At 44.1% G+C, this 25,177-nt stretch carries 25 protein-coding genes; 6 read left to right on the forward strand and 19 right to left on the reverse strand.

What is annotated here, in order from left to right; translation table 11 throughout:
* Positions 1–5 precede the first annotated feature (5 nt).
* The 8 genes from ATL39_RS11095 to lepA all read right to left on the reverse strand — a co-directional run bounded on the left by ATL39_RS11095 (position 6) and on the right by lepA (position 9,789).
* Positions 6–764, reverse strand: a complete 759-nt coding sequence (locus ATL39_RS11095; protein ID WP_120193426.1) for an RsmE family RNA methyltransferase — start codon at positions 762–764, stop codon at positions 6–8.
* Between the two features lie 13 nt (positions 765–777).
* Positions 778–1,722, reverse strand: coding sequence for a 50S ribosomal protein L11 methyltransferase (gene prmA, locus ATL39_RS11100; protein ID WP_120193427.1), 945 nt, complete (start codon positions 1,720–1,722; stop codon positions 778–780).
* 21 nt (positions 1,723–1,743) lie between these two features.
* Positions 1,744–2,871 (reverse strand): molecular chaperone DnaJ, encoded by a 1,128-nt coding sequence (gene dnaJ / locus ATL39_RS11105; protein WP_120193428.1) that lies wholly within the window; start codon positions 2,869–2,871, stop codon positions 1,744–1,746.
* A 178-nt stretch (positions 2,872–3,049) separates the two neighbouring features.
* Positions 3,050–4,894 carry a molecular chaperone DnaK gene (dnaK, locus tag ATL39_RS11110; RefSeq protein ID WP_120193429.1) on the reverse strand — a complete coding sequence of 615 codons (1,845 nt, stop codon included), beginning with the start codon at positions 4,892–4,894 and terminating at the stop codon, positions 3,050–3,052.
* Between the two features lie 40 nt (positions 4,895–4,934).
* Entirely contained in the window at positions 4,935–5,516 is a 582-nt protein-coding gene (gene grpE, locus ATL39_RS11115) for a nucleotide exchange factor GrpE (RefSeq protein ID WP_120193583.1), read from the reverse strand.
* A gap of 84 nt (positions 5,517–5,600) precedes the next feature.
* Positions 5,601–6,635: a heat-inducible transcriptional repressor HrcA gene (gene hrcA / locus ATL39_RS11120; RefSeq protein WP_120193430.1), complete on the reverse strand. Its 1,035-nt coding sequence runs from the start codon at positions 6,633–6,635 to the stop codon at positions 5,601–5,603.
* A 110-nt stretch (positions 6,636–6,745) separates the two neighbouring features.
* A complete protein-coding gene (gene hemW, locus ATL39_RS11125) occupies positions 6,746–7,891 on the reverse strand; it encodes a radical SAM family heme chaperone HemW (protein WP_120193431.1) in 1,146 nt (381 codons plus the stop codon).
* A gap of 71 nt (positions 7,892–7,962) precedes the next feature.
* Positions 7,963–9,789: a translation elongation factor 4 gene (gene lepA, locus ATL39_RS11130; protein WP_120193432.1), complete on the reverse strand. Its 1,827-nt coding sequence runs from the start codon at positions 9,787–9,789 to the stop codon at positions 7,963–7,965.
* A gap of 269 nt (positions 9,790–10,058) precedes the next feature.
* Between lepA and rpsT the strand changes: the two genes are divergently transcribed.
* Entirely contained in the window at positions 10,059–10,325 is a 267-nt protein-coding gene (rpsT, locus tag ATL39_RS11135) for a 30S ribosomal protein S20 (RefSeq protein ID WP_120193433.1), read from the forward strand.
* A gap of 44 nt (positions 10,326–10,369) precedes the next feature.
* On the opposite strand, the gene holA is transcribed toward rpsT, so the two are convergent.
* Positions 10,370–11,425: a DNA polymerase III subunit delta gene (gene holA, locus ATL39_RS11140; RefSeq protein WP_147419353.1), complete on the reverse strand. Its 1,056-nt coding sequence runs from the start codon at positions 11,423–11,425 to the stop codon at positions 10,370–10,372.
* Between the two features lie 141 nt (positions 11,426–11,566).
* On the opposite strand from holA, the gene ATL39_RS11145 reads away from it, so the two are divergent.
* Positions 11,567–11,704 (forward strand): YqzM family protein, encoded by a 138-nt coding sequence (locus ATL39_RS11145; RefSeq protein ID WP_120193435.1) that lies wholly within the window; start codon positions 11,567–11,569, stop codon positions 11,702–11,704.
* 78 nt (positions 11,705–11,782) lie between these two features.
* Here ATL39_RS11145 and ATL39_RS11150 read toward each other — a convergent pair whose 3' ends face one another.
* The 10 genes from ATL39_RS11150 to ATL39_RS11195 form a co-directional block, all read right to left on the reverse strand.
* Positions 11,783–14,122, reverse strand: a complete 2,340-nt coding sequence (locus tag ATL39_RS11150) for a DNA internalization-related competence protein ComEC/Rec2 (RefSeq protein ID WP_120193436.1) — start codon at positions 14,120–14,122, stop codon at positions 11,783–11,785.
* 36 nt (positions 14,123–14,158) lie between these two features.
* The gene (locus tag ATL39_RS11155) at positions 14,159–14,806 is read right to left on the reverse strand and encodes a helix-hairpin-helix domain-containing protein (protein ID WP_245960975.1); all 648 of its coding nucleotides are present in this window, start codon (positions 14,804–14,806) and stop codon (positions 14,159–14,161) included.
* 136 nt (positions 14,807–14,942) lie between these two features.
* Positions 14,943–15,698: a class I SAM-dependent DNA methyltransferase gene (locus tag ATL39_RS11160; protein ID WP_120193437.1), complete on the reverse strand. Its 756-nt coding sequence runs from the start codon at positions 15,696–15,698 to the stop codon at positions 14,943–14,945.
* A 6-nt stretch (positions 15,699–15,704) separates the two neighbouring features.
* Entirely contained in the window at positions 15,705–16,058 is a 354-nt protein-coding gene (rsfS, locus tag ATL39_RS11165) for a ribosome silencing factor (protein ID WP_120193438.1), read from the reverse strand.
* Positions 16,048–16,632: a bis(5'-nucleosyl)-tetraphosphatase (symmetrical) YqeK gene (yqeK, locus tag ATL39_RS11170; protein WP_120193439.1), complete on the reverse strand. Its 585-nt coding sequence runs from the start codon at positions 16,630–16,632 to the stop codon at positions 16,048–16,050. Before yqeK ends, rsfS begins: the two co-directional genes overlap by 11 nt.
* Positions 16,625–17,200 (reverse strand): nicotinate-nucleotide adenylyltransferase, encoded by a 576-nt coding sequence (gene nadD, locus ATL39_RS11175; RefSeq protein WP_120193440.1) that lies wholly within the window; start codon positions 17,198–17,200, stop codon positions 16,625–16,627. Before nadD ends, yqeK begins: the two co-directional genes overlap by 8 nt.
* Before the next feature lie 12 nt (positions 17,201–17,212).
* The gene (gene yhbY, locus ATL39_RS11180) at positions 17,213–17,509 is read right to left on the reverse strand and encodes a ribosome assembly RNA-binding protein YhbY (RefSeq protein WP_120193441.1); all 297 of its coding nucleotides are present in this window, start codon (positions 17,507–17,509) and stop codon (positions 17,213–17,215) included.
* Positions 17,510–18,355: a shikimate dehydrogenase gene (gene aroE / locus ATL39_RS11185; protein ID WP_281270893.1), complete on the reverse strand. Its 846-nt coding sequence runs from the start codon at positions 18,353–18,355 to the stop codon at positions 17,510–17,512.
* Positions 18,352–19,458, reverse strand: coding sequence for a ribosome biogenesis GTPase YqeH (yqeH, locus tag ATL39_RS11190; protein WP_120193442.1), 1,107 nt, complete (start codon positions 19,456–19,458; stop codon positions 18,352–18,354). Before yqeH ends, aroE begins: the two co-directional genes overlap by 4 nt.
* The gene (locus ATL39_RS11195) at positions 19,459–19,977 is read right to left on the reverse strand and encodes a YqeG family HAD IIIA-type phosphatase (protein ID WP_120193443.1); all 519 of its coding nucleotides are present in this window, start codon (positions 19,975–19,977) and stop codon (positions 19,459–19,461) included.
* Positions 19,978–20,524: 547 nt separating this feature from the next.
* On the opposite strand from ATL39_RS11195, the gene ATL39_RS11200 reads away from it, so the two are divergent.
* From ATL39_RS11200 to ATL39_RS11215, 4 genes are read left to right on the forward strand one after another with little or no spacing between them, the layout of a single operon-like run.
* The gene (locus tag ATL39_RS11200) at positions 20,525–22,945 is read left to right on the forward strand and encodes a Na+/H+ antiporter subunit A (RefSeq protein ID WP_120193444.1); all 2,421 of its coding nucleotides are present in this window, start codon (positions 20,525–20,527) and stop codon (positions 22,943–22,945) included.
* Positions 22,942–23,364 carry a Na(+)/H(+) antiporter subunit B gene (locus tag ATL39_RS11205; RefSeq protein WP_120193445.1) on the forward strand — a complete coding sequence of 141 codons (423 nt, stop codon included), beginning with the start codon at positions 22,942–22,944 and terminating at the stop codon, positions 23,362–23,364. The genes ATL39_RS11200 and ATL39_RS11205 overlap by 4 nt, the downstream gene beginning before the upstream one ends.
* Positions 23,364–23,702: a Na(+)/H(+) antiporter subunit C gene (locus ATL39_RS11210; protein ID WP_120193446.1), complete on the forward strand. Its 339-nt coding sequence runs from the start codon at positions 23,364–23,366 to the stop codon at positions 23,700–23,702. Before ATL39_RS11205 ends, ATL39_RS11210 begins: the two co-directional genes overlap by 1 nt.
* Complete coding sequence (locus ATL39_RS11215) at positions 23,695–25,176, forward strand: Na+/H+ antiporter subunit D (protein ID WP_120193447.1); 1,482 nt, start codon at positions 23,695–23,697, stop codon at positions 25,174–25,176. Before ATL39_RS11210 ends, ATL39_RS11215 begins: the two co-directional genes overlap by 8 nt.
* Position 25,177: the final 1 nt, after the last annotated feature.

A 25,177-nucleotide genomic window follows, 5' to 3' on the forward strand; every position in this document is an offset into this window, starting at 1 on the left:
TGCGTTCACCTCATTAATTCAAAATGGTAGGACAGCACGGCCAGGAAATATGATGAGGCCGTTTCACTTCTAAGAATACGCGGACCCAGGCTGACAGAATAGAATCCGCTGCTCGTCATGGACAGTTTTTCTTTTTCACTTATGCCGCCTTCAGGGCCGATGCAGGCAAAAAAAGAAGAATCACTGTGGGAAGAACGGCTTAAGGATTCTGAAAGCGCGCTATGGGAACCCGACCGGGCCTCTTCTTCGTCTATGACCAGGCATTCTTCATAAAAAGCTGCCTGCTCCATTAATTTACTGGTATTTTCACAGTACATGACCTGAGGGATAATGCGTCTCTCCGACTGTTCCGCCGCTTCTTTAGCTATTTTCTGAAGACGTTCTATTTTCTTTGCTGCCTTTGCCTGATCCCATTTTACAACAGAACGTTCTGCCTGATAAATATAAATAACAGAAACGCCCAGCTCCGTGCTTTTCTGCACAATATAATCAAGCTTGTCGCCTTTTACAAGAGCCTGGGCGATTGCTGCTTTTACAGGCAGTTCACTGTTTTTTTGTTCTTCTTGTTCCAGTTCAACCGACACTTCGCCTCCGTCATTGAATGAGGTGATCACACCGACAGCTGCACGTCCTTCATTATTCAGAACGACTAATCTGCTGCCAATCTCCATTCTCATGACTTTCGTTATATGCTTTGCATCATCTCCCTGAATGACTGCCTTGCTTGTTTCCATTTGGATTGAGGGAATAAAATATCTCTGCATTCGTCCGCATCCTTCACTCAGGCTTAACTGCTTTAAAAAGAACCCAGTCTTCTATCGTGTGTACTTCCAGATCTTTGAAACCCGTATCAAGAAGAGCCTGCTCCACCTGGCTGCGCTTGCTCTCTATAATGCCGGAGGCTAAAAAGACGCCTCCTGCTTTAAGCTGGCTGTATGCGCCATCCATCAGCCTTATAATGATATCAGCTAATATATTCGCCACTATCAGGTCTGCCTGCACAGAAGAACCGGCAAGCAGATCATTTTTGGTTACCTGTACGACTGATGTGCACTGATTGTATTCCACATTTTCGAGTGCACTCCGCACCGCTATATCATCTAAATCAAAAGCCTTAACGTCTGCGGCACCCAGTTTTGCTGCTGCTATCGCAAGAATTCCCGAGCCGGTGCCTACATCAAGTACGGTTTCTCCGCCTTTAAGCTCTCTTTCAAGGGCCTGTATGCAAAGCATTGTTGTAGGATGGGTTCCTGTACCAAAAGCCATACCCGGGTCGAGTTCAATAACTTTTTCATTGGAAGACTCCGGTGTATAGTTTTCCCAGCTCGGAGCCACCGTCATCGTTTCAGACATTCTTACCGGTTTATAGTACTGCTTCCAGGCATTCGCCCAGTCTTCTTCATATACTTCAGCAAGAACAACTTCTACAGAGCCCGGATCAATATCATACAGAGGAAGATCCTTAAGTGCCGCTTTGATTTTCTTAATTGTTTCCCCAACATGTTCGTTAGCTGGAAAATACGCTTTAACAATGGCCCCTTCTTCCGGGTAGTCCTCCGCAGAAAGCTTATACATTTCGTCTTCTGCTTCATCCCACAGCCTTGTCAGGTCCGCAGAATCTTCAATCACAACTCCGCTGGCTCCGGCCTGATGTAAAATATACGAAACAGGCTCAATCGCCTGTTCCGTAGTGTGAATACTGCATTCCGTCCATTTACTCATTTTTTTCTCCCATGTGCTTTATTAGTCTCCGCGAAATGCGCGCTTTACTTTATCAAAAAAATTCTGATGCTGTTCATCTACGTTGGAATCCCCGCTTACTTTGGCGAACTCGCGTATCAAATCTTTCTGATCGTCGGAAAGCTTTTTCGGCACAATAACCTTCACTTTAATATGCTGGTCGCCGTGGCCTCGGCCATGAACATTCGGTATGCCTTTTCCTCTCATACGGAAGCTGGTTCCTGTCTGAGTACCTGCCGGAATTTTCACTTTAACCTTTCCGCTTAATGCCGGTACTTCAATTTCATCACCAAGCGCTGCCTGGGCGAAAGTCAGCGGCATTTCACAGAAAACGTCATCGCCTTCCCGTTCAAAGAATTCATGGGACTGAACATCAAACACGACATATAAATCTCCAGGCGGACCACCGTTAACGCCTGCTTCACCTTGTCCGGACACACGGATCTGCTGGCCGTAGTCAACACCTGCCGGTACTTTGATGCTGATTTTTTTATTTCTGGTTATTCTTCCTCTGCCGCCGCACGTTTTACATTTCTCAGGAATGATTTTTCCGGTGCCCTGACAGTTATCACATACGCGGCGGTTTACTACACGTCCGAACGGTGTGTTCTGCTCTACGTTCAGCTGGCCGGCACCTCCGCATTTGCTGCAGGTCTGCGGGCTTGTCCCGGGTTTTGCACCGTCTCCATCACACGTACCGCATGTTTCTTCTTTCGGAATTTCAATTTCCGTCGTTTTTCCGAATACCGCCTCTTTAAAAGCAAGCGTCATTGTATACTGAAGGTCCGCGCCCTGACGAGGTGCGTTTGGATCACGGCGTCTACCGCCGCCGCCCCCGCCGAAGAACATGTCGAAAATGTCGCCAAACCCGCCGCCGAAGTCGCCGGATCCGCCGCCTCCGAAACCCTGATTCGGTTCCGCGCTTCCGAACTGATCATAGTTGGACTTTTTCTGCGGATCGCTTAATACGTCATACGCATCTTTTACTTCTTTAAACTTTTCTTCTGCATTCGCTTCTTTATTAACGTCCGGGTGATACTTTCTGGCTAATTTTCTATAAGCCTTCTTCACTTCATCTACTGATGCATCTTTATCTACGCCAAGCGTTTCATAATAATCTTTTTTACTCAATCTATTCACTCCCGTTCATCGCTCATTACACAAAGGTAATCATACCATTATCGTATTTATTGATTCAACCAGAAACCATGACAAATAGGCGTCCCATTTACATAAAAGAAGAGGCCGCCCCATAAAGAAGCTTGGCTTCGTTAGTAATGGGACAGCCCCTTTGCTTTTACATCATTATTTATTTATCTTTGTTGTCGTCATCTTTTACTTCTTCATAGTCGGCATCAACGACATTGTCGTCCTCATTCTGGCCGTCTGCAGCGCCTTCTGCGCCTTCAGCCTGCTGAGCCTGCTGGGCTGCCTGCTCGTAAAGCTTGGTGGAAAGCTGCTGTACGATTTCCTGAAGCTCATCTTTTGCAGTTCTGATCGCTTCGATGTCATCGCCTTCCAAAGCTGTTTTTACTTTTTCTTTTGCAGCTTCTGCATTATCTTTATCTGCCTGTTCTACACTGTCGCCAAGATCTTTAAGCGTTTTGTCCGTAGTAAAGACAAGCTGGTCTGCTTCATTGCGGACTTCTACAGCCTCTTTGCGCTTTTTATCTTCTTCGGCATTTTCCTCTGCGTCTTTTACCATTTGTTCAACATCCTCATCGCTTAATCCGGATGAAGACGTAATCGTAATGGACTGCTCTTTGTTTGTGCCAAGATCTTTCGCACGAACATTTACAATACCGTTTGCATCAATATCAAACGTTACTTCGATCTGTGGAACACCACGTGGTGCAGGTGGAATATCTGTAAGCTGGAAACGGCCGAGCGTCTTGTTGTCGGCTGCCATTTCGCGCTCACCCTGAAGTACATGGATATCAACGGAAGGCTGATTGTCCGATGCAGTAGAGAACGTCTGGGATTTGCTCGTTGGGATCGTTGTATTGCGGTCGATTAAACGAGTTGATACTCCGCCCATCGTTTCAATTCCAAGAGAAAGCGGCGTTACGTCAAGAAGTACAACGTCCTTCACGTCACCGGAAAGTACGCCGGCCTGAACAGCTGCACCAAGAGCAACAACCTCATCCGGGTTTACGCCTTTGTGTGGATCTTTGCCGGTAAGCTTTTTGATTTCTTCCTGAACGGCAGGAATTCTCGTAGATCCTCCGACAAGGATTACTTTGTCAATTTCAGAAGCGCTTAGTCCGGAGTCTTTTAACGCCTGACGTGTTGGCCCCATCGTTTTTTCTACAAGATGGGAAGTAAGATCGTCAAACTTCGCACGGCTTAATGTAAGCTCAAGGTGCTTAGGACCGCTCGCATCTGCTGTAATAAACGGTAGGGAAATCTGCGTCTGGGATACACCGGAAAGATCTTTCTTTGCTTTCTCAGCGGAATCTTTTAAACGCTGCACTGCCATTTTATCCTGAGACAGGTCAATACCGTTTTCTTTTTTAAACTCTGCAACAAGGTGATCAATAATTACCTGGTCGAAATCATCTCCGCCAAGCTTGTTATCACCAAATGTTGATTTTACTTCGAAAAAGCCTTCACCGAGTTCAAGGATCGATACGTCAAACGTACCGCCGCCAAGGTCATAAACAAGGATCGTCTGATCTTCTTCTTTTTCAAGACCGTAGGCAAGCGCTGCTGCAGTAGGCTCGTTTACGATACGCTCTACTTCAAGTCCAGCAATCTTACCGGCATCTTTAGTTGCCTGACGCTGGGAATCGTTGAAGTAAGCCGGAACAGTAATAACAGCTTTTGTTACTGTTTCGCCTAAATAAGCTTCAGCATCTGATTTAAGTTTCTGCAGAATGATGGCACTGATCTCCTGCGGAGTCTGCTGTTTACCTTCTGCTTCTACTTTATAATCCGTACCCATATGACGCTTAATGGACTGGATAGTATTTGGGTTTGTTATAGACTGGCGCTTGGCTACTTCCCCTACCTGGCGCTCGCCGTCTTTAAATGCAACAACGGATGGAGTGGTGCGGTTGCCTTCCGGATTGGGAATAACTACTGCTTCTCCGCCTTCCATCACTGCTACACATGAATTTGTTGTTCCTAAGTCAATTCCAATTGTTCTACTCATTGTAAGTTCATCCTCCTACTATTAATTAACACTTCTTGTTTTATGCGTTTACTTTTACCATTGCCGGGCGCAGTACTTTATCTTTTAAGAGGTAGCCCTTTTGGAGTTCTTCCACTATTTGATTGGACTCAAACCCTTCTTCTTCCACCTGCATGACCGCCTGATGGTAATGCGGATCAAACATCTCACCGACAGTAGGCATTTCCTGCAGTCCTTCTGCTTCGGCTGCTTCTTTAAGCTGATTAAACACCATTTCTACGCCTTTATAAATGGATTTAGCCTCTTCGCCTTCAGGCTCTGCCTTAAGTGCTCTTTCAAAATTATCGAGAGCCGGCATCATCCCAAGCAGAAGCTTTTCCGCGCGGTATTTTTCCAGTTTTACTTTTTCATCTTTTGCGCGTTTTCTTACGTTATCGAGGTCAGCCTGTGTTCTAAGGGACCGGTTTTTCCATTCCAGCACCTCTGCTTCAAGCTCCTCGATACGCTGGGCGTCTTCTGATACTGCTTCATCAGAAGTATCATTATCTATAATTTCAACCGTATCTTCTTCGGTTGACTCTTCTTGTTTTTCATCGTTTACTGTTTCTGTTTCTTCGTTAGATAGCGGTTCGTCTTTTTTCATATCTTTCACCTCCACCAGTTTTCCTGCTTTTACATAGAAAGAAGGAGAGACGCTTCCCTCCACAGCCAATCATAAATGATATCACTAAGCATCTGTTCTGTACAGGTTCTTCAGTATATCTTCCAGGTCATGGGAAATATGCTGAATCAGGCTGATTACTTTCGGATATTCCATTCGTTTAGGTCCTACAATTCCAATCGTGCCTACGGCTCTGCCGTTGAAGGAATAGGTGGCGGAGATAATGCTGCAGTGCTCAAATGCTGCATTTTCATTTTCCTGGCCTATCCGTATAGAAAGGCCTGATTTATTTGGCTTCAGGAGCTCATGCATCATGTCTTCTTTCTCGAAAAGCTCATATAGGGATTTTACTTTCGTGATGTCTTTAAATTCCGGCTGGTTTAACAGGTTTGTTTTACCGCCGTAATAGACTTTTTCATTTGAGCTTTTTTTCAGCGTATCCTCTGCAAAAAGAAGCGCTTCTGCATAATTATCAATATGCTGCTTCATCAGCACCGTGATTTCGGTTGCCATTTTTTGTTCCAGCAGATATAAAGGAACGCCGCTGAGTTTCTCATTAAGAATATTAACCATTTTTTCAAGATCTGAGCTGCTTAAGCCTGCAGGCAGGCTTACCGCCTTGTTTTCTACATGACCGGTATCCGTAACCAGAATAGCTACTGCTGCATCTTCACGCAGCGGAATAACCTGAATACTTTTTAGTTTTGCATCAAACATCTTCGGCCCGAGTACGATAGATACATAGCTCGTAAGCTCGGACAAAATAGTGGCAGAATGCTTCACAGCCTGATCTGCTTCCAGAATTTTCTGTTCGAACAAAGATTTCATGTTCGTTACTTCATTTTTTGAAAAGTGATGCGGCAGAAGCAGATGGTCCACATAATGCCGGTAGCCTTTTTCAGACGGTACCCGCCCGGAAGAGCTGTGGGTTTTTTCCAAAAAACCAAGCTCCTCCAAATCCGCCATTTCATTTCTTATTGTGGCAGGACTGTACGAAATACTTTTTTCCTGCGATATGCTTCTGGATCCAACCGGTTCAGCTGATTTGATATAGCCATTTATAATGGCCTGCAGAATCAGCAGCTGTCTGTTCGATAACATCCATTATCACCTCTTTTAGCACTCCGGTTGTTCGAGTGCTAAATCTATATGTTAAGTTATCAAAGACCTCTGTTTTTGTCAATTATATTCAACGGAATCAACTGAAAATTTTAGGAGGCATCATCTTTTTCCAATAAAAACTTTTCAAACACTTCATTGCCAAGCAGTCTTCCCCGTGGGGTCAGTTTCACTTTTTCTCCATCATCTTCAATAAGCCCGTTTTCCAGCAGGTCAGGTACTGTAGAGGCAAACACCTCTTTATATTCCATTCCGTATCGTTCTTTAAACCTGCTTTTATCCACGCCTGCATACATCCGCAGCCCCAAAAACATTTCTTCTTCCATCTTTTCTGCGCTGCTTACGTTCATTTCTTCTTTTACAACCGTATTCCCCTGTTCCAATGCTTTTATATAATGAGTGAGCGGAGCAATGTTGGCATAGCGCATTCCGTCTACATATCCGTGGGCGCCTGCACCAAATCCATAATATTCTTCGTTTTTCCAATACACACAGTTATGAAAGCTCTCATAGCCCGCAGCCGCAAGATTGCTGATTTCATAAGGATAAAGCCCGTTCCGGCTTCCATAGTCAAGCAGAAGCTCATACATATCCGCTTCCGTATCTTCCGGAAAAGGCGTAAGACGTCCCTGCTTGTACCAATTATGGAACATTGTTTTTTCTTCGATTTTTAAGGAATATGCGGAAATGTGAGGCACATTCAGGCTGACTGCCATGTCCAGGGAAGCTTGAAAATCAGCCATCGTCTGTCCCGGGAGACCGAACATCAAATCAATGGAATAGTTGTCAAATCCGGCTCGTTCAGCCAATTTCACTGCCTCTACTGCATCATCTCTTCCATGACCTCTTCCGATAACTTCAAGCAGCCTTGTTTCAAAGCTCTGCACGCCAATACTAAGACGATTGACGCCGCTGTTTTTCATGGCTGCCAGTTTCTCCATGGTAATTTCTCCTGGATTTACTTCCACCGTATACTCTGCACCTTCAGCAAGCGGAACGAGGCGGTCGACGATGTCCAGCATTTTTTTAACCTGTGCTTCATTCAGGGCAGTGGGTGTTCCGCCTCCAATATAAATCGAATCCAGCGGTTCGCTGATATTGGCCTGTCTGATCTCCTGTTCAAGTGCATCAAGGTATTGATCCACGGGCTGACGGTCAATCAGAAATTTATTAAAATCGCAGTAGAAGCATATCTGTCTGCAAAAAGGAATATGAATATACGCTGAGGTAACTGCCATTTTCCCTTCCTCCTTTCATTTCTATTTTCCGTTGGAAAAGGACTGTCTGTTGGATAGACAGTCCTTCCCTTTTATTTGTCGTTATCCATTTTCAGTACAGACATAAAGGCTTCCTGGGGCACGTCTACTTTACCGACGCTTTTCATCCGTTTTTTTCCTTCTTTCTGCTTGTCGAGGAGTTTTCTTTTTCTCGAAATATCTCCGCCGTAGCATTTAGAGAGGACGTTTTTGCGCATGGCTTTAATTGTCTGCCTGGCAATGATTTTCTGACCGATACTTGCCTGAATCGGCACTTCAAACTGCTGTCTGGGAATTAAATCTTTCAGCTTATCTGTAATTGCTTTTCCTCTTTCATAGGCAAAATCGCGGTGAACAATAATAGATAAAGCATCTACCGTTTCCCCGTTCAGGAGGATATCCATCTTCACAAGACTGGACTGCCTGAATCCGATCATTTCATAATCAAACGAGGCGTAGCCTTTTGTGCTTGATTTCAGCTGATCAAAAAAGTCATAAACAATTTCTGTGAGCGGAATATTGTAAACAATATTTACGCGGTTGGCGTCCATATATTTCATATCTATAAACTCGCCGCGTTTTTTCTGGCATAAATCCATTACAGCCCCTACGTAATCATTAGGCACCATAACGGTTGCTTTAACAAATGGCTCTTCCACATAATCTACTTTCTGCGGATTAGGGAAATTAGCCGGGTTATCGATGGAAATCATCGTTTCATCAGTTAGATACACATTATAGATAACACTTGGCGCTGTTGTAATCAGGTCAATTCCGTATTCGCGTTCAATACGCTCCTGGACAATTTCCATATGGAGAAGCCCCAGGAATCCGGCACGGAAACCAAATCCGAGTGCCTGGGAGGTTTCTGCTTCATACTGCAGCGAGCTGTCGTTCAGCTCCAGCCGTTCCAATGCGTCACGAAGCGGATTATAATCATTGGCATCCACTGGATAAAGCCCGCAGAATACCATCGGATTCATTTTTTTGTAGCCTTCCAGCTGCATTTCTGCCGGGCGTTCTGCATCTGTGATCGTATCACCAACGCGCGAATCACCTACATTTTTGACAGCAGCTGTCACAAATCCTACGTCCCCTACCGTTAATTCGTCACAGGCGATCGGCTTTGGAGTAAATACGCCAACTTCCGATACTTCAAATTCTTTTCCGGTAGCCATCATTTTAATTTTCTGGCCGGGACGGATCGTTCCTTCCACTACACGGATGTAGGAAATGACACCGCGGTAGGTATCATACAAAGAATCGAAAATCAGCGCCTGCAGCGGTTTCTCGGGATCTCCTTCAGGAGCCGGCACTTTTTCAACAATCTGGCTTAGAATTTCTTCGATGCCAATACCGCTTTTAGCTGAAGCGTGAACGGCCTCGGATGCGTCCAGGCCGATCACGTCTTCAATTTCCTGCTTTACCCGTTCGGGCTCCGCACTTGGAAGGTCTATCTTATTAATAACCGGAATGATTTCCAGGTCGTTGTCGAGAGCCAAATAAACGTTAGCCAGGGTCTGGGCTTCAATGCCCTGCGCAGCATCTACAATAAGCAGCGCTCCTTCACAGGCTGCAAGGCTTCTTGAGACTTCATACGAAAAGTCTACGTGTCCCGGCGTATCGATTAAATGAAAAATATATTCTTCTCCATCGGTATGCGTATGCTTGAGCTGGACCGAGTTCAGCTTAATCGTAATCCCCCGCTCGCGCTCAAGATCCATCGCATCGAGCGTCTGCTCTTTCATTTCACGTTTTGTCAGCGCACTGGTGGATTCAAGGATTCTATCCGCTAACGTTGATTTACCATGGTCAATATGAGCAATAATAGAGAAATTCCTGATTCGTTTTTGTCTTTCCAACCTGTCTTTGTTATTCATGAAGCTTCACTCCTGCCGATTCAATCTTATTTGGATATGTAGTTCTGCATATAAAAGCAGCTTCCGATTCGTTTTTCGACCAGGAAGCTGTATCAGGACACAACCGCTATATTTACATACGGGATAAAGACTACTCTTCATTATAGCAATCGTAGGTTCGTACTTCAAATATATATTGACTTTGTCTTGCGCCGATGTTCAAATTTTGGTAAAATCCTTCTGTGTTCATAAAAGAACGGAACTTGAATCACTTTAAGGAGGTGGGTACCATGGCAAATATTAAATCAGCTAAAAAGCGCGTCATCACAAACGAAACAAAGCGTGTAAAGCAGCAGGCTTTCAAATCTGCGACACGTTCTGCGGTTAAAGAATTCTACAAGAAAGTAGAAAACAATGACGCTGCAGGCGCTAAAGAACTTTTTCTACTAGCTTCTAAGAAAGTAGATAAAGCAGCCGATAAAAATATCATTCATCATAATGCAGCTTCCCGTGAAAAATCACGTATGCAGAAGCACCTAAATAAAATTGCTCAATAATGAGCGTTTCCGCCGCTTTCCTTTAATTAGGAAAGCGGCTTTTTTTATGCGGAAAAATGTTTGTGTTTGGAGAGGGTAATAATACTTAACTCCAGCCGCATTTCCTTTTCCATTTTCCCTGTTTTTATATCAAAATCTGCTGCCGCCAGCTCTTTTAAACTATTTTCCAAAATCGCCTCATTATAATTTCTGCCCTGCTCTTCTGCGATTTTCACCGCGTAAGGATGCAGTTTAAGCTGACCGGCCATTTTCTGCCGGGAATAGCCCTGCTTTTTTAAATAAAGCACGTGAATAATCATTCTTGTCTGCCTGGCCAGCAGTGCCAGAATTTTTATCGGCTCTTCTTTCTGCTTGAGCAGATCATAATAAATCCGGAGCGCTTCATCGGTGCGCTGGCTTATTACCCTGTCAATCAGTGTAAACACATTATCTTCCAGCGTAACAGGAGTAAGCGCCTGAATATCGCTGAGATGTACAGTATCTCCCTGTGCGGCATACAGAGCTACTTTATCCGTTTCATTGGAAAGCATATTTAAATTAAATCCTGCTCTTTTCAGCAGTTCTGTTCTTGCTGCCGGTTCAATGGTCTGATGCCTCTGCTTGAATTGGGCATCCACCCACTTTTCCATGCTTCGCTGATCAGGGGCAGCAGCCTGCAGCATTTTGCCTTCTTTTTTTAGTGTTTTCACTATTTTTTTTCGTTCATCCAGCTTTTCTGCCGGGACGGAAAGGATCAGGACGGTTTCTTTGGCAGGATTAAGGCAGTAAGCCTCCAGGGCCTTCAGGTTATGTTCCACCTTTTCTTTTTCCCGTGCCCCGGTTAAAAAATAGCAGTGCTGCAGGAGGACTACTTTATTGGATCCGAAAAAGGGAAGTGTTTCTGCCTCCTCCACTCCTGTTTCTACAGACGTCTCCCGCATATCGTAAGCGATAAACTGAAAATCTTTTTCCTCTTCGCTCAGTGTCTGCCCGACAATTAAATCCGTCATTTTTTCCATTAAAAAAGCTTCGTTTCCATAAAATACATAAAGCGGCGCCGTCTGGCCGGATTTTACTTCTTTCTGCATGGTTAGATAATCGATTTTCCTCACCCTTTGCACTAATTTGCCTCTTCTTTATTCTACCTTACAACACCTGTGTTTCAGAAGAAACAACTATTGATTCAGCTGTGGATTTTGTATGGATTTCTGACAGCGCTTCCTTTATAATGAGTGTAGCATGCAATGGAGAGGAGTTTCGCCGTGAATCCATTTGAAAAAGATGTACAGAGCAAACGGAATGATTTACTGGACTCCGTGGTAGCAGGAGTAGTCTCCTTCAGCTTTTTTTCACTTATATTTATTATCGCTACCGTTGTTCATTTCGTAGGCAACCTGTAAAAAGAAGCCTCCCTTTTATGGGGGCTTCTTTTGCTTTATCGTAAATGTCTTTAACAGAGCAGGGAGACTCTATACTCCTTAGCTGCCGCATTGATCATTCAGAATTTCCTCACTTGCCTGACGGATGGAAACAATGTCTTGATGAGTAAATGCGATTTCAACCGCTCCTTTTTCATCTGTCCGGTAAATATCTACCTCACCTGCCTCTAAATTGTCCAGTACCTCACCGTGGGGATGCCCGAACCGATTACAGCGTCCGGATGAAAGCAGAGCTGCTTTAGGCTGCAGCTGGTTTATCCAGGAAGCGGATGTAGATGTTCTGCTTCCATGATGACCTGCCTTTAAGATATCCGCTTTTAAACCGGGAAACGCCTGCATCACGTGCTTTTCCCCTTCTTCTTCCAAGTCCCCGGCAAAAAGCCAGCTTCTGCCTCCCATCACAGCATATAATACAATCGATGCTTCATTTCCGCTCGCTTTATTGTCCAATGGAGCCAACACTTGAAAATACTGATCTCCTTCTTTCCAGGCCATTTCTTTTTCGGCAAATACGATCGGAATCCCCTGCCGATAGGCCGTTTCCAGAAATTGTCGTTCCGAGTCTTTTTCTTCATCACTTCTTCCATACAGCATCTGTTTCACTTCGATTTGTTTCAGTACGGCATACAGCCCTCCATAATGATCAATATCCCCATGCGTGACGATCAGTTTATCGATAGTACGGATACCTTTTGATTTTAAAAATGGAACCACGGTCTGCTCACCCGGATCATATTCCTTCTTCCGCTTCTGCCACTCTTCTTTAGGAAATGCAAGCGCTCCGCCGCCGTCAATTAAATAGACTCCTTTTCGGTATGGCAGCTCTATCAATATGCTGTCGCCCTGACCTACATCAATAACCGTCACAGCTCCTTTGGAATCAAAATAAGGAGCAGCAAACAACCATCCGAACACAACTGCAAGAGAGCCTGCTGCCAGTACTATACCCATTCGGTGTTTTTTTTCGGCCATGGCAAAAACAAACAGAAGGCTCACACTTAATAACAGAAGCTGCAGGGTATCCGGCTGCCCCGTTACCACCTGCAGTATGCGGCTTTCGGCTAAAGCCTGCAGATTATTATGCAAAAGAAGAATGATGAATTCAGCCGGTTTCATTGCTGCTTCAGCCGCCTGTGGCAGAAGCAGGGATAGAAAAAACAAAAGAAAACAAAATGGTAACAGCAACAGCGAAACAAAAGGTACAAAGCCGATATTCAATATATAACTAAGCAGAGAAAATTCATAAAAATGGAAAAGAATAATAGGAAGGGAAGCCGTCTGGGCCACGGCAGATACGCCGAATAATTGGAGAGGCAGCGAATGTAAACGCCTTAAAATCGGGAAAGACAGCAGGAGGCTCAAGCTGATAAAAAAAGAAAGCTGAAAGCCGATGTACCAGCTGTAGTAGGGATCTATCCAAAGCATTGCCAGCGCAGCTGCCCCAAGAGCAGTTACAGGCGGAAGCGTTTGTTTTGAAAAACGCTGATACAAAAGCACCAGCATAGTAATTAAGACTGCTCTCCATACAGAAGGTGCTCCCCCTGCCAGCATTGCATACAGCGGAAGAAACCCTACTAGAATGAAACTCATCTGCTCCCTCGTTACGCCTAAGCGGAGTCCGGTATAATACAAAATACCGCTTATAATTCCAACGTGAAGACCGGAAACGGCCAGCAGATGGATAAGCCCCAATTGCTGGTAGGCTTTTTCCACTCCGGGAGCCAGATCATTTCGGTCCCCAAAAATAAGAGCACTGCTGATCCCCTGCAGTTCTTCCGGAAAATGTTTCTGAATGTGTTTAATACCAAAATAGCGCCATTGGGAGACCGCGGACAAAAAAGAATCCTGCTCTGGAGACCGGCACAAAAGATGATCCATACCGGAAACTTCAACCGTCCAGTGAATCTGCTGTTTGTGCAGATAGTTTTTGTAGTCAAATGCAGAAAAGTTACCCGCCGCTGCCGGTTTTTTCCATTGTCCCTCCACCCGGCATATAGAACCCGGAGTAAGAGATTGTATTTGGAGTAATTCTTTTTCTTCCGCCATATACAGGGAAACAAATATTTTCTCCTGATGATGCCTCTCCCGCATCTGCCACTGTACCTGGTCTCCATCCACTGCTGCAGTAGTCAGAATTACGGCCTCTACCCTTTCAGGCGGTTCATTAAAAGCAGACACGTTATTTCTTTCTGCACTATCCATTCTTATGGAAAAAAGAACAAACACAATCCCGCCATAAATCAGGGTACGTTTTTGTCCCGTTTTCCACCAGACGTAGACAAATAACAGCGGAAATACGGAAATAAGAAAAATCGGAAAAGAATAATAAACTGCTGTAATACCCAGCAGAGCCGCTAATACAGCTATTAATAGGTTCATTTAAGCAGCATCTTTCTGTTAGATTTTTATGTTAGCTTATTCCACCGTAATACTGTCCTGAAGCTGTTCGTATGTCTTGTCTCCTATTCCGGATACTTCTTTTAATTCTTCTGCAGATGTAAAAAGACCGTTCTCTTCCCGGTACGATAAAATACCGGCTGATTTTGCGGGGCCGATTCCGGGCAGAGTTTCCAGCTCAGCCGCTTCCGCGGTGTTGAGATTAACTTTTTCCAGGCTTTCCCCGTTTGTTTCAACATCCGTGCTCTCCATATTCAAAGGAGTCGTTTCTTCTCCATCGGCCGGAACATAAATGACCATTTCATCCTGCAGTTTGGCTGCGAAATTCACCTGTGAGGCATCAGCACCTTCTGCCAGGCCGCCTGCCATTTCTACAGCATCTATAACACGTTTATTCTGCTCGAGCTCGTATACGTCTGGAGATGCTACTTTTCCTTTAACGTCTACCATAACAAAAGCTGTATCCGTCTCAGCAGCCTCCGGCTCTATTTCTTCTGCCACTGCTTCTTCTGTATCGTTTTCTTCCTGACTATCCAAAAAATAGTCATCTGCCATATTACCTTCTCCCGTCGTGCTTTCAGCAGACGGAGAAAGGATTAGAAATACAAAAATGCCCATAATAAAAACTGCGGCTGCGGCCGCTCCAAACATATGGACTTTTTTCAATCGATTTTCACCTCCATTCAAGAAAAATGGGTCCTGCGGTTAATGGATTTAAAGCGGGAAGGGTATTCGGGGTAAAAAAATAAGAAAGATTCCCGACAGGTGCCGGGATTCTCTCTTATTTTAGACGGTTATCCTATTATTGTAAATCTTTTTCTGCGATAAAGAAGAGACGTTCACTTTCAGCCTGCGAATGATCAAAAGAAAAATCAGCGTACACTTTAACAGAAGAAAAGCCGGCTTCAAAAAGCCATTGGCTGTATTGCTCCGATGTAAAAGCTTTTTGTACGTGTTCTTCATCCGACCGCTCATATAAGCCTTCAGCATTTTCTATAAATAATGTTAGCTCATGAATGATTTCGTTTTGATTTTCGGTTTCAAAACAGTTCCAGATATAAGCCAGGTTATCCCTCACTTCAGAAAACGCAAAGTCATTTAATACGTTCTGCATGTAGAAAACGGAATGTACATCGAACAAAAACCGTCCGTTTGTTTCCAGGCTGGCAAATACAGCTTCAAAAGCATTTTTAACTTCATGCTCTTCTGTAAGATAGTTAATTGTATCGCAGAACGCAGTAATGACACTGTATGGAGCTGGAGCCTTCAGCTCGGATAAGTTCTGCTGAAATAACAGCGGACGGTAGCCTGCAGCTTCGAGCTTACTTCTGGCTACCGTGAGCATGTCAGCAGACAGATCCATCCCTTCGGCATCAAAACCTTCGTCAAGCATGCGGCGGAGCATCGTTCCCGTGCCGCACCCTGCATCCAGCAGTTTCGTCCGGCTTGGTTTCATATCAGAAGGCAGCGCTTTTATCAGCCAGTCATTCCACTTTTCATAAGGGGCATCCCCCATCAATTCATCGTATACCCGGGAAAAATCGCCGTATACATTCACTGGTGATTAAGAAAGCACCTTTTCAATTTCTACTTCCGGTGCGTCTCCCCATAGCTTTTCAAGATTATAATACATCCGCTCTTCTTCATGGAAAACATGGACAATTACGTCGCCGATATCAATCAAAATCCATTTTCCTTCATCAAAGCCTTCCATTCTTTTTACCTCATACTCATTTTCCAGCGCGTTTTTACGAATTTCCCGTGCAATAGATTGAACCTGTTTATAAGATTGGCCGCTTGCGATAACAAAGTAGTCCGCCATTGTAGAAATACCCTGCATATTTAAGGCTACAATATTCTCCGCTTTCTTTTCGTCTGCTGAACGAATCGCACTTTCCAGAATTTCATTACTTTTCATTTACATTCCCCTTTCGGATATTAAATACTAATTGATTATACGTAGCAAGCGTTCCCGGATAAACCGGCTGCTTTTTTTTCATAAGAAACTCAATGGTGTTTGCTAAAGCTTTTATAATGGCTTCGTCAAGACTGGAAGCGGAAAGCTCCCTTACTTCCTCGACTCCTGGAAAAGAACGGTTGGGCTCAATATAATCAGCAAGAAACAAAATTTTATCCATCATTGTCATGTCCTGTCTGCCCGTAGTATGCCAGGTAATCGCTGACAATATTTCTTCATCTTCTATACCTATCTCTTTTTCTACCAGAAAGGACCCCGCCGGCGCATGCAGCAGTTCGTCCCCGTAAAGAAGAAAATCCGGGTCAAGCTTTTCGTTCATAATGATCCCGCGCATCTCCTGCTTGTCTCTGAACTTAGCATAGTCATGAAATATGGCAGCCAGTTCCAGCCTGTTTTTGTCGACATCTGTGTTCTCTGCGAGCTTTAGAGCGGTATCCGCTACTCCTATCGTATGAATATAGCGGTGCTCTGTTAAATGAGGCTCTACCAGAGCCAGTGCTTCTGCTCTATTCATACAATCCCTGCTTTTCAATAAAGTCTCTAACTTCCTCGGTTACATAATATCGAATGCTCTTTCCAAGCCGCATTCTTTCTCTTATATCGGTTGAAGAAATATCTAATAAAGGTGCTTCTATATATTGTATACCATCTTCATCCATTTTTTCAGCAAAATAGCCTGGGCGGTCTGCTACGGCAAAAGTAACCAGCTTTTTTAAAAGCTCAATATCTTTCCACGTATGAAGCTGCGCTTTCATATCTCCGCCAATAATAAAGTAAAAAGACGCGGCCGTATACTCCTCTTTCAACATTCGGATCGTATCAATCGAATAGGAAGGCCCGCGGCGCTCATATTCAATAGTGGATACATGGAAGTCCGGATGATCCTTTACCGCAGCTTTGATCAGCTCCAGCCGCTGTTCAGGCGTACTGTCTGATTTCATATTTTTGTGAGGCGGTGTATACACCGGAATAAACCAGACCTCATCTAAATCAAGCGAATGAAGCGCTTCTTCAGCAAGCATTAAATGAGCTATATGGGGAGGATCAAATGTACCTCCTACAATACCAATTCTTTCCGACATCCCGCATCCACCTTATTTTGGAAGTTCGATTTTCTTATTATTCCTGGATTCTTTATATAAAACCATGGTGCTTCCAATTGTCTGTACAATCTCTGCATCGACGGCAGAAGCAATAGCTTCTGCTGCTTCGTTCACTTCTTCCGCTGAATTCTGCAGGATATTGATCTTAATTAATTCTCTTGCCTCGAGCGTATCAGCGGTTTGTTTGATAAGGTTTTCGCCCAGCCCTTGTTTTCCTATTTGAAAAACAGGACTTTGTTTGTGGGAAAGCCTGCGTAGATATTTTTTCTGGCTGTTCGTTAATGACATTTATTTTCCTCCTAAATTCTGCAGAACTGTTTCTTTCATTCGATGAACATCAGGATAGCTTCCCGTCCATTTTTCAAAAGATGCAGCTCCCTGCCTGACAAACATGCCAAGCCCGTTCAATGTTAAATTCCCTTTTTCTTCCATTTCATGAAGCCACTCTGTTTTTAATGGATTGTAAATTAAATCACAGCAAATACATTCCGGCTTGATCCGATCCGTCGGCCACGGCTTTTCCTTTGTGTTTGGACTCATGCCGAGCGAAGTTGTGTTAATGATAATATCATATTCATTATTTTTAGCTGCGGCTTCTTCTTTGGACCATACTTTTAAAGAAAGCCTGCCTTCGAATTTTCCGGCCAGATGTTGTGCTTTTTCCATGCTGCGGTTTGTCAGGCATACATCAGAGGCTCCGCTGCTCCACAGACCGGTCAAAACTGCCCTTGCAGCCCCGCCGGCTCCGATAACAAGAATTCTGCTCTTTTCGATGTCAGCAGCAGTCTCTTCCTTTAATGAATCCATAAATCCTTTGGAGTCTGTGTTAAAACCCGTCAGGTACCCGTTTTCATTAACGATCGTATTTACTGCGCCGATTAATTCGGCATGTTCATCCACGTCATCCAGGTACTGCATAACATCTACTTTATGAGGAATCGTCACGTTGACTCCCCGTATTCCAAGCGCACGGATACCGGCGACAGCTTCTTTTAAGTTAGCCGGCGCGACATCAAAGGCCTGATAGTAATAAGGAAGATTCAGCGCCATGAACTCTTTATTGTGCATAGCAGGTGATAAAGAGTGATGGACCGGATGGCCGAACAGCCCCAGCAGCTTTATGCCGTCCGTCACACAATCGCCTCCCTTAAAGAAACGCCGGTTCCTTCCGGCACGTGGATGCTGACTTTTGCTCCTTTTTTAGGAACGGAAAACCAGCCGAGTCCTGCGATAACAATATCGGTTTTATCTTTTTTAATAATAAACTCATACCGTTTCCATTTACCCAGCTTTTCAACTGATTTAGGAGACGGAGGCGACAGCATGCCGCCCAGGTGGTTCGCCATTAACTCATCTGCATTCTCGAGTTTTGTGCGGTGAATTTTCAGCTCGTTTGCAAAATACGCGACAAAGGAGTTCCGTTCACCTTCTTCGAAATCAAGCCTTGCAAATCCGCCCACAAACAAAGTTTGTCCGGGCTGAAGCTGATAAATGATTGGTTTGATTTCTTTTTTCGGCATCATTTTTTTCCAGTCGCTGCTGTGCATTTGATGAATAAGCTGACGGTTATTGATAATACCTGGTGTATCAATTAAATGCTTTCCGTCTTCGAGCATTACTTCTATAATATCGAGTGTAGTTCCCGGGAAATGGGACGTTGTAATAGGAACATCGTCTTCCCCGCTGAATAATCGAATAATCTGGTTAAGAAACGTCGATTTCCCTACGTTGGTACAGCCGGTAATAAAAACATCACTGCCCTGCCTGTATTTCTCAATCAACTGCGCGGCTTCCTCTACACCCTGGTTTTTGGAGGCGCTGATGAGTACCACGTCTTTGGCCGTCAGTCCCTGATCTTTCGCCTGCTTTTTCAGCCACTGCACTACTTTGTTCTGGTTTACTGACTTAGGCAGCAGATCGGCTTTATTGGCAATAAGTACAACGTCATTGTTGCCTGTATACCGATGAAACCCTGAAATCCAGCTTCCCTCCAGATCAAAGATATCAACAACTTTTACAATCAGCGCTTTTTGATTGCCAATTTCATGAAGCTTGTTGGAAAAATCCTGATGCGTTAATTCCACATCCTGTACTTCATTGTAATGGCGCAGACGAAAACAGCGCTGGCATATAATAATGTCTTTTTCCAGCGCTGATTCCGGAGTATACCCCGCTTTATTCTGATCTTCTGTCTGGATAGCTGCTCCGCAGCCTGAACATACAAGTTCCTCTGTCACTTATGATTCCTCCCACTGAACATGGCCTTTATCTTTCAGCCTTTTCAGTACTCTTCTTTCGATATTGCGGTTAATTTTAGTAAGCATTCCGTCTGTTTTCGCAATAGGAACAACAAGTACGGTATAAAAACCGGATCGGTTTCCGCCGAATACATCTGTAAGTACCTGGTCTCCAATCACAACCACTTCATTTGTATGCAGACCCATATCCTTTTTAGCTTTCCTGAAGGCACGTCCAAGAGGCTTTTTGGCTGAGTGAATAAAAGTAATGCCGCTTGGCTTGGAAAACGCACTCACTCTTTTTTTATTATTATTGGACACAATCGTAACCTGGAAGCCTTTATTTTTAACCAGCTTTACCCAGCTCAGCAGCTCCGGGGTCGCTTCAGGCCTGTCCCATTCTACCAGAGTATTATCCAGATCCGTTATGATGCCTTTAATATTCCTCTCATGAAGATGATCCAGATCTAAATCATATACGGAGGGAATATATTCATTTGGTATAAAACGCTTAAGCACGCGGCCACATCCTTTTATTTATTCAACGGTTTTTATTTTCATTAAAAGCACTCTAAACGTCGGCTTTCTAAGCAAATAGTATAACCTCTGCATTGATTTTTTTCAAATAGAATCCGGTTGCTGTGCCTGAGTTCCCCCATTTTTTAAGCGTTCAAAAAAACGTAATACATTTAATTTTCATCGCGTTTCTTCTTATTTAAGAAAAACGGTATTTTACACTTTACAGCTGGTGATGTTGCGGCGTTCTTGGATGCAGGCTTTACTTTTTTACGTTATAATTTTTATTGTCTGTGTGTTTTATATAAGCTTACACCTTTTTTAAGCAAAAGGATGCTTTCCAGGCTGTTTTATAAAGTATACAGTTAACAACAATACAAAATACTTGCGTGCGGTACTGTGAATACATTACATTTTATATTCGCTTTCTTATGGATTATGGATGCCCTCAACTGTGCATCTTTTCCAGGCACAGTCTTCTGCCAAATGAATTATTGTCAGAACATTTACATCATTTCATGCTTTTTATTACACGAGGAGGACAGACATTATGACGTTTTTACACTGGGCCATTATATCTCCATTTTTACTGGCCATCCTTATTCCTTTCTTTTACCGCTACATCCCCAAAATACATACTGGGTGGTTCGTTTTTATTCTGCCGCTTGCCTTGTTTGGGTATTTCATGCAGCAGATGCTCCAGACTACATCCCAGGGTGGTGTCGTAGAGGCTTCCGCTCCCTGGGTGCCGTCGCTTCAAATTTTCTATACCGTTTACCTGGACGGACTGAGCATTTTATTTGCTCTTCTTATTACTGGAATAGGCGCTTTGGTTGTACTTTATTCTATCTATTATTTAGATAAGAAAAAAGAAGCGCTGAACAATTTTTATGTGTACCTCCTCATGTTCATGGGAGCCATGCTCGGCGTTATTATTTCCGATAACATGATTGTGCTTTATGTATTCTGGGAATTAACAAGCCTTTCTTCCGCTCTGCTTATCAGCTATTGGTTTCAGCGCGATAAATCCATTTATGGTGCCCAGAAATCCATGCTGATCACTGTATTCGGCGGTTTCGCCATGCTTGGCGGTTTTGCCATACTCTACAGCATTACCGGCACATTCAGCATTCAGGAAACAATCGCCAGCGCCGACCTGGTAATGGCAAGTAATTTATTTATCCCGGCAATGATTCTTGTTCTTTTGGGCGCCTTTACAAAATCCGCCCAGTTTCCTTTCCACATCTGGCTGCCTGATGCGATGGAAGCACCGACACCGGTCAGTGCCTACCTGCACTCTGCTACGATGGTAAAAGCCGGACTATATTTAGTTGCCCGCTTTACGCCCGTGTTCGCAGGTGTTCCGGAATGGTTCTGGATCGTATCCGGCGTTGGGTTATTTACATTATTCTGGGGCTCGTTATCTGCGGTGCGTCAGAAGGATTTAAAAGGAATTCTTGCTTTCTCGACTATCAGCCAGCTCGGACTAATCATGTCACTGCTGGGTGTCGGCTCCGCTTCGCTGTATTTTAACGATGGCGTAGAAAATGCTCTTTACCATGCGGCTATTATGACGGCCATCTTTCACCTTATTAACCATGCGACCTTTAAAGGAAGCTTGTTTATGGCAATTGGTATTATCGATCACGAAACAGGTACAAGAGACATAAACCGTCTCGGCGGCCTGATGACCATTATGCCGGTTACATTTACTATTACGCTGATCGGAGCGGCCTCTATGGCCGGTATTCCACCCTTTAATGGATTTATCAGTAAAGAGATGTTTTTTACCGGCATGCTTGAAGCGATGGAAATTTCGGCGTGGAACATGCAGACATTCGGCATACTCTTTCCGGTTATTGCCTGGGTTGCCAGCATATTCACCTTTTTGTACTGCCTGATTCTATTCTTTAAAACGTTCACCGGAAAATTCAAGCCGGAAAACTTCGATAAGCACGTTCATGAAGCGCCGATCGGTATGCTAATCAGCCCAATCATTCTCGTTGTTCTTGTTATCGTATTCGGGCTATTTCCAAACCTTCTGGCTTACTCTTTGATTGAGCCCGCTATGCAGAGTATTCTTCCCGGCGTTATGACAGGCGGCGAACGATTCTATGTTGATATTTATTTATGGCATGGTTTTGAGCTGGAGCTGTTTATGACAATGGGTGTTATTGCACTCGGCACGTTGTTGTTCATTTATATGAAAAAATGGTCTTCTCTGGCTATTTATAAAAAGGAAAGCGATATTCTTAACCCGCTTTATGATGGATCATTGAGCGCACTCGTTACAGGGTCGCAGAAAATAACACGCGCGCAGATTACAGGAAGGCTTCGTGACTATTTAGCCTACATGTCCATCTTTATTGTACTGCTGCTCGCTTATACAATGTTCCGTTACGATGCTTTCTCTATGCCAACGGAGAATATTTCCCCTATTCCGGGATATATGTGGGTGCTTGTGCTGCTCTTTATCCTTACGACCGTTGTTGTACCATTTATAAATGACAGAATGGCCGTTATTATTATCGTCGGCGCTCTAGGGTTTTTAGTTGCTATCTTCTTTGTAGCCTTCCGGGCTCCGGATCTGGCTTTAACCCAGTTTCTAATCGAAACAGTGGTCGTCGTATTATTCCTGCTGGCATTTAAGCACCTTCCCAACCTGAAAAAAGAACGAACGAAACCGAGAATTCAGGTTACAAATGCGATTATCTCCGTAGGGGTGGGAGTGATGGTCACTCTCATTGGCTTAAGTTCTTATGCCTTCCGCCAGGAAAACGGGCTGGAATCTATTTCACAGTATTTCATCGACAATTCCTATGAGCTGGCTGCAGGAGAAAATATGGTTAACGTCATCCTTGTTGACTTCCGTGGACTCGATACGATTCTGGAAGTTCTGGTGCTGGCAATAGCCGCACTTGGCGTTATTACACTCATCAAACTGCGTATGACAGGGAGGGAGGATGTATGAAGACAAATAACCTGCTTCTTCAATCCGTTACCCAAGTAGTAACGTTCTTGATATTTGCATTTTCTATTTATCTATTCTTTGCCGGCCATAACAATCCCGGCGGCGGGTTTATCGGGGGATTGATGACTGCTTCGGCCCTGCTGCTTTTATATCTGGCTTTTGATATTCAGTCCATCAAAAAAGCCCTTGCCTTTAACTATGTCAATATTATTGCTATAGGGTTAATTATTTCACTTGCTACAGGAATGGTCAGTATGTTTTTAGGAGGTCCTTTTCTTAATCAGTATGATCAGTATGTCCATGTTCCTTTATTTGGAGAGGTCCACCTGACAACGGCTGTTCCATTTGACCTTGGAATTTACCTGGTTGTTGTAGCAATAGCGTTGGTTATTATTTTAGCGATTGGAGAGGATGCATAATGGAAATACTAATGTCGATCACAGTCGGCGTCCTCTTTATGGTAGCAACCTACCTGATGCTTTCCCGCAGTATCTTCCGGATAGTAATGGGTCTTGTTATCATTTCCCACGGCGCCCACCTTCTTATTTTAACGATGGGCGGCCTGCAGAACGGCATGCCTCCTCTTTTAGGGCAGGAGGCAGCAAATTACACAGATCCACTGCCTCAGGCACTCATATTAACAGCTATCGTAATCAGCTTCGGGTTGACAGCTTTTGTGCTCGTGCTGGCTTACAGAACGTACGATGCACACAAAACAGATGATCTTGATCAGTTAAGAGGTACTTCCGATGAATAGTTTAGTTATTTTACCTGTACTCCTGCCCTTCTTAATTGGCGCCGTTCTCATTCTGCTGGCAAAAAAGCACCAGGCCCAGAGGGTCATCACTTCTTTAACCGTTCTTTCTATGCTGGCCGCCTCGGTTATTCTAGCAGTTGATGTATATCAAAACGGCATCGCTACAATGGAAATGGGAGATTGGCCGGCTCCATTCGGTATTGTCTTTGTAGCAGATATGTTTGCCACCATGATGGTGATTTTATCCAGCATTGTTGGCGTAGTCTGTTTGTTCTTTGCTTTCAGCACCATCTCAACCGAACGGGAAAAATTTTACTTTTATCCCTTCTATCTATTTTTACTTGCCGGGGTAAACGGTGCATTTTTAACCGGTGACTTATTTAATATGTTTGTGTTTTTCGAAGTAATGCTGCTGGCCTCCTACGTTCTTATTGTGATGGGAGGAACCAAATACCAGCTGCGTGAATCTTTTAAGTACGTAGTAATTAATGTCTTTGCCTCAATGCTTTTTCTTATAGGTGTCGCTTATATTTACGGAGCACTTGGAACGCTCAATATGGCAGATATGGCAGTCCGGATTGAAGAAACCGGACAGACCGGCATTCTAAATGTTATTGCTATTCTGCTTCTCATTGTATTTGCATCCAAAGGCGCCTTATTCCCATTGTATTTCTGGCTGCCTAAATCGTACTACGGTCCTCCTTCTGCTATTGCCGCCCTGTTTGGCGGCCTGCTGACAAAAGTGGGTATCTATGCGATTATTCGTTTATTTACGCTGGTATTCAATCACGACATTGGGTTTACGCACAACATTATTCTCGCTCTCGCCGGATTCACCATGTTCTTTGGAGTGCTCGGCGCTGTATCCCAGTTTGATTTCAAACGGATTCTGTCGTATCACATCATCAGCCAGGTCGGTTATATGGTAATGGGACTTGGTATCTTCACTCCGCTTGCTCTGGCCGGCGCGATTTACTACATTGCCCATCACATCATTGTTAAATCCGCGTTATTCCTATTCAGCGGAGCGACTGAATCGATTACCGGTACGACTGACCTGAAAAAAATGGGCGGCATTTTAAAAACGCATCCTCTTTTAGCCTGGATGTTCTTTATTACTGCTGTTTCTCTTGCAGGTATTCCACCGCTCAGCGGGTTTTTCAGTAAATTCCCGCTGATTCTGTCCGGTATGCAGGAAGGCCGCTACATTATTACCGCTGTTGCTCTGTTAGTCGGGCTGCTCACCCTCTTCTCCATGCTTAAAATATTCATTTATGCGTTCTGGGGTGAGCAGAAACACACGGATGAGCAGGCGGCTAAAAAAATCGGCCCTATCCTCCTTCCTATTGTTCCTATGGTTCTCTTAACCATTATTCTGGGCTTTGCTGCTGAACCTATTTTCAGCTACTCGTATGGAATTGCCGAGGAACTGCTTGAACCATCTATTTATATTAATTCGGTGTTAGGGGAGTAGA

It is taken from the genome of Sinobaca qinghaiensis (assembly GCF_003610495.1).
GTDB lineage: Bacteria > Bacillota > Bacilli > Bacillales > Marinococcaceae > Sinobaca > Sinobaca qinghaiensis.

Bases quoted from the DNA above. Each gene is read 5' to 3' on its own strand.
- rpsT (WP_120193433.1), top strand. From the start codon at position 10,059: ATGGCAAATATTAAATCAGCTAAAAAGCGCGTCATCACAAACGAAACA.
- ATL39_RS11095 (WP_120193426.1), bottom strand. From the start codon at position 764: ATGCAGAGATATTTTATTCCCTCAATCCAAATGGAAACAAGCAAGGCA.
- yhbY (WP_120193441.1), bottom strand. From the start codon at position 17,509: ATGTCATTAACGAACAGCCAGAAAAAATATCTACGCAGGCTTTCCCAC.
- hemW (WP_120193431.1), bottom strand. From the start codon at position 7,891: ATGGCAGTTACCTCAGCGTATATTCATATTCCTTTTTGCAGACAGATA.
- ATL39_RS11215 (WP_120193447.1), top strand. From the start codon at position 23,695: ATGAATAGTTTAGTTATTTTACCTGTACTCCTGCCCTTCTTAATTGGC.
- hrcA (WP_120193430.1), bottom strand. From the start codon at position 6,635: ATGTTATCGAACAGACAGCTGCTGATTCTGCAGGCCATTATAAATGGC.
- rsfS (WP_120193438.1), bottom strand. From the start codon at position 16,058: ATGAAAAGTAATGAAATTCTGGAAAGTGCGATTCGTTCAGCAGACGAA.
- yqeK (WP_120193439.1), bottom strand. From the start codon at position 16,632: ATGAATAGAGCAGAAGCACTGGCTCTGGTAGAGCCTCATTTAACAGAG.
- ATL39_RS11210 (WP_120193446.1), top strand. From the start codon at position 23,364: ATGGAAATACTAATGTCGATCACAGTCGGCGTCCTCTTTATGGTAGCA.
- dnaK (WP_120193429.1), bottom strand. From the start codon at position 4,894: ATGAGTAGAACAATTGGAATTGACTTAGGAACAACAAATTCATGTGTA.
- ATL39_RS11200 (WP_120193444.1), top strand. From the start codon at position 20,525: ATGACGTTTTTACACTGGGCCATTATATCTCCATTTTTACTGGCCATC.
- grpE (WP_120193583.1), bottom strand. From the start codon at position 5,516: ATGAAAAAAGACGAACCGCTATCTAACGAAGAAACAGAAACAGTAAAC.
- nadD (WP_120193440.1), bottom strand. From the start codon at position 17,200: ATGTCGGAAAGAATTGGTATTGTAGGAGGTACATTTGATCCTCCCCAT.
- ATL39_RS11150 (WP_120193436.1), bottom strand. From the start codon at position 14,122: ATGAACCTATTAATAGCTGTATTAGCGGCTCTGCTGGGTATTACAGCA.
- lepA (WP_120193432.1), bottom strand. From the start codon at position 9,789: ATGAATAACAAAGACAGGTTGGAAAGACAAAAACGAATCAGGAATTTC.
- ATL39_RS11205 (WP_120193445.1), top strand. From the start codon at position 22,942: ATGAAGACAAATAACCTGCTTCTTCAATCCGTTACCCAAGTAGTAACG.
- prmA (WP_120193427.1), bottom strand. From the start codon at position 1,722: ATGAGTAAATGGACGGAATGCAGTATTCACACTACGGAACAGGCGATT.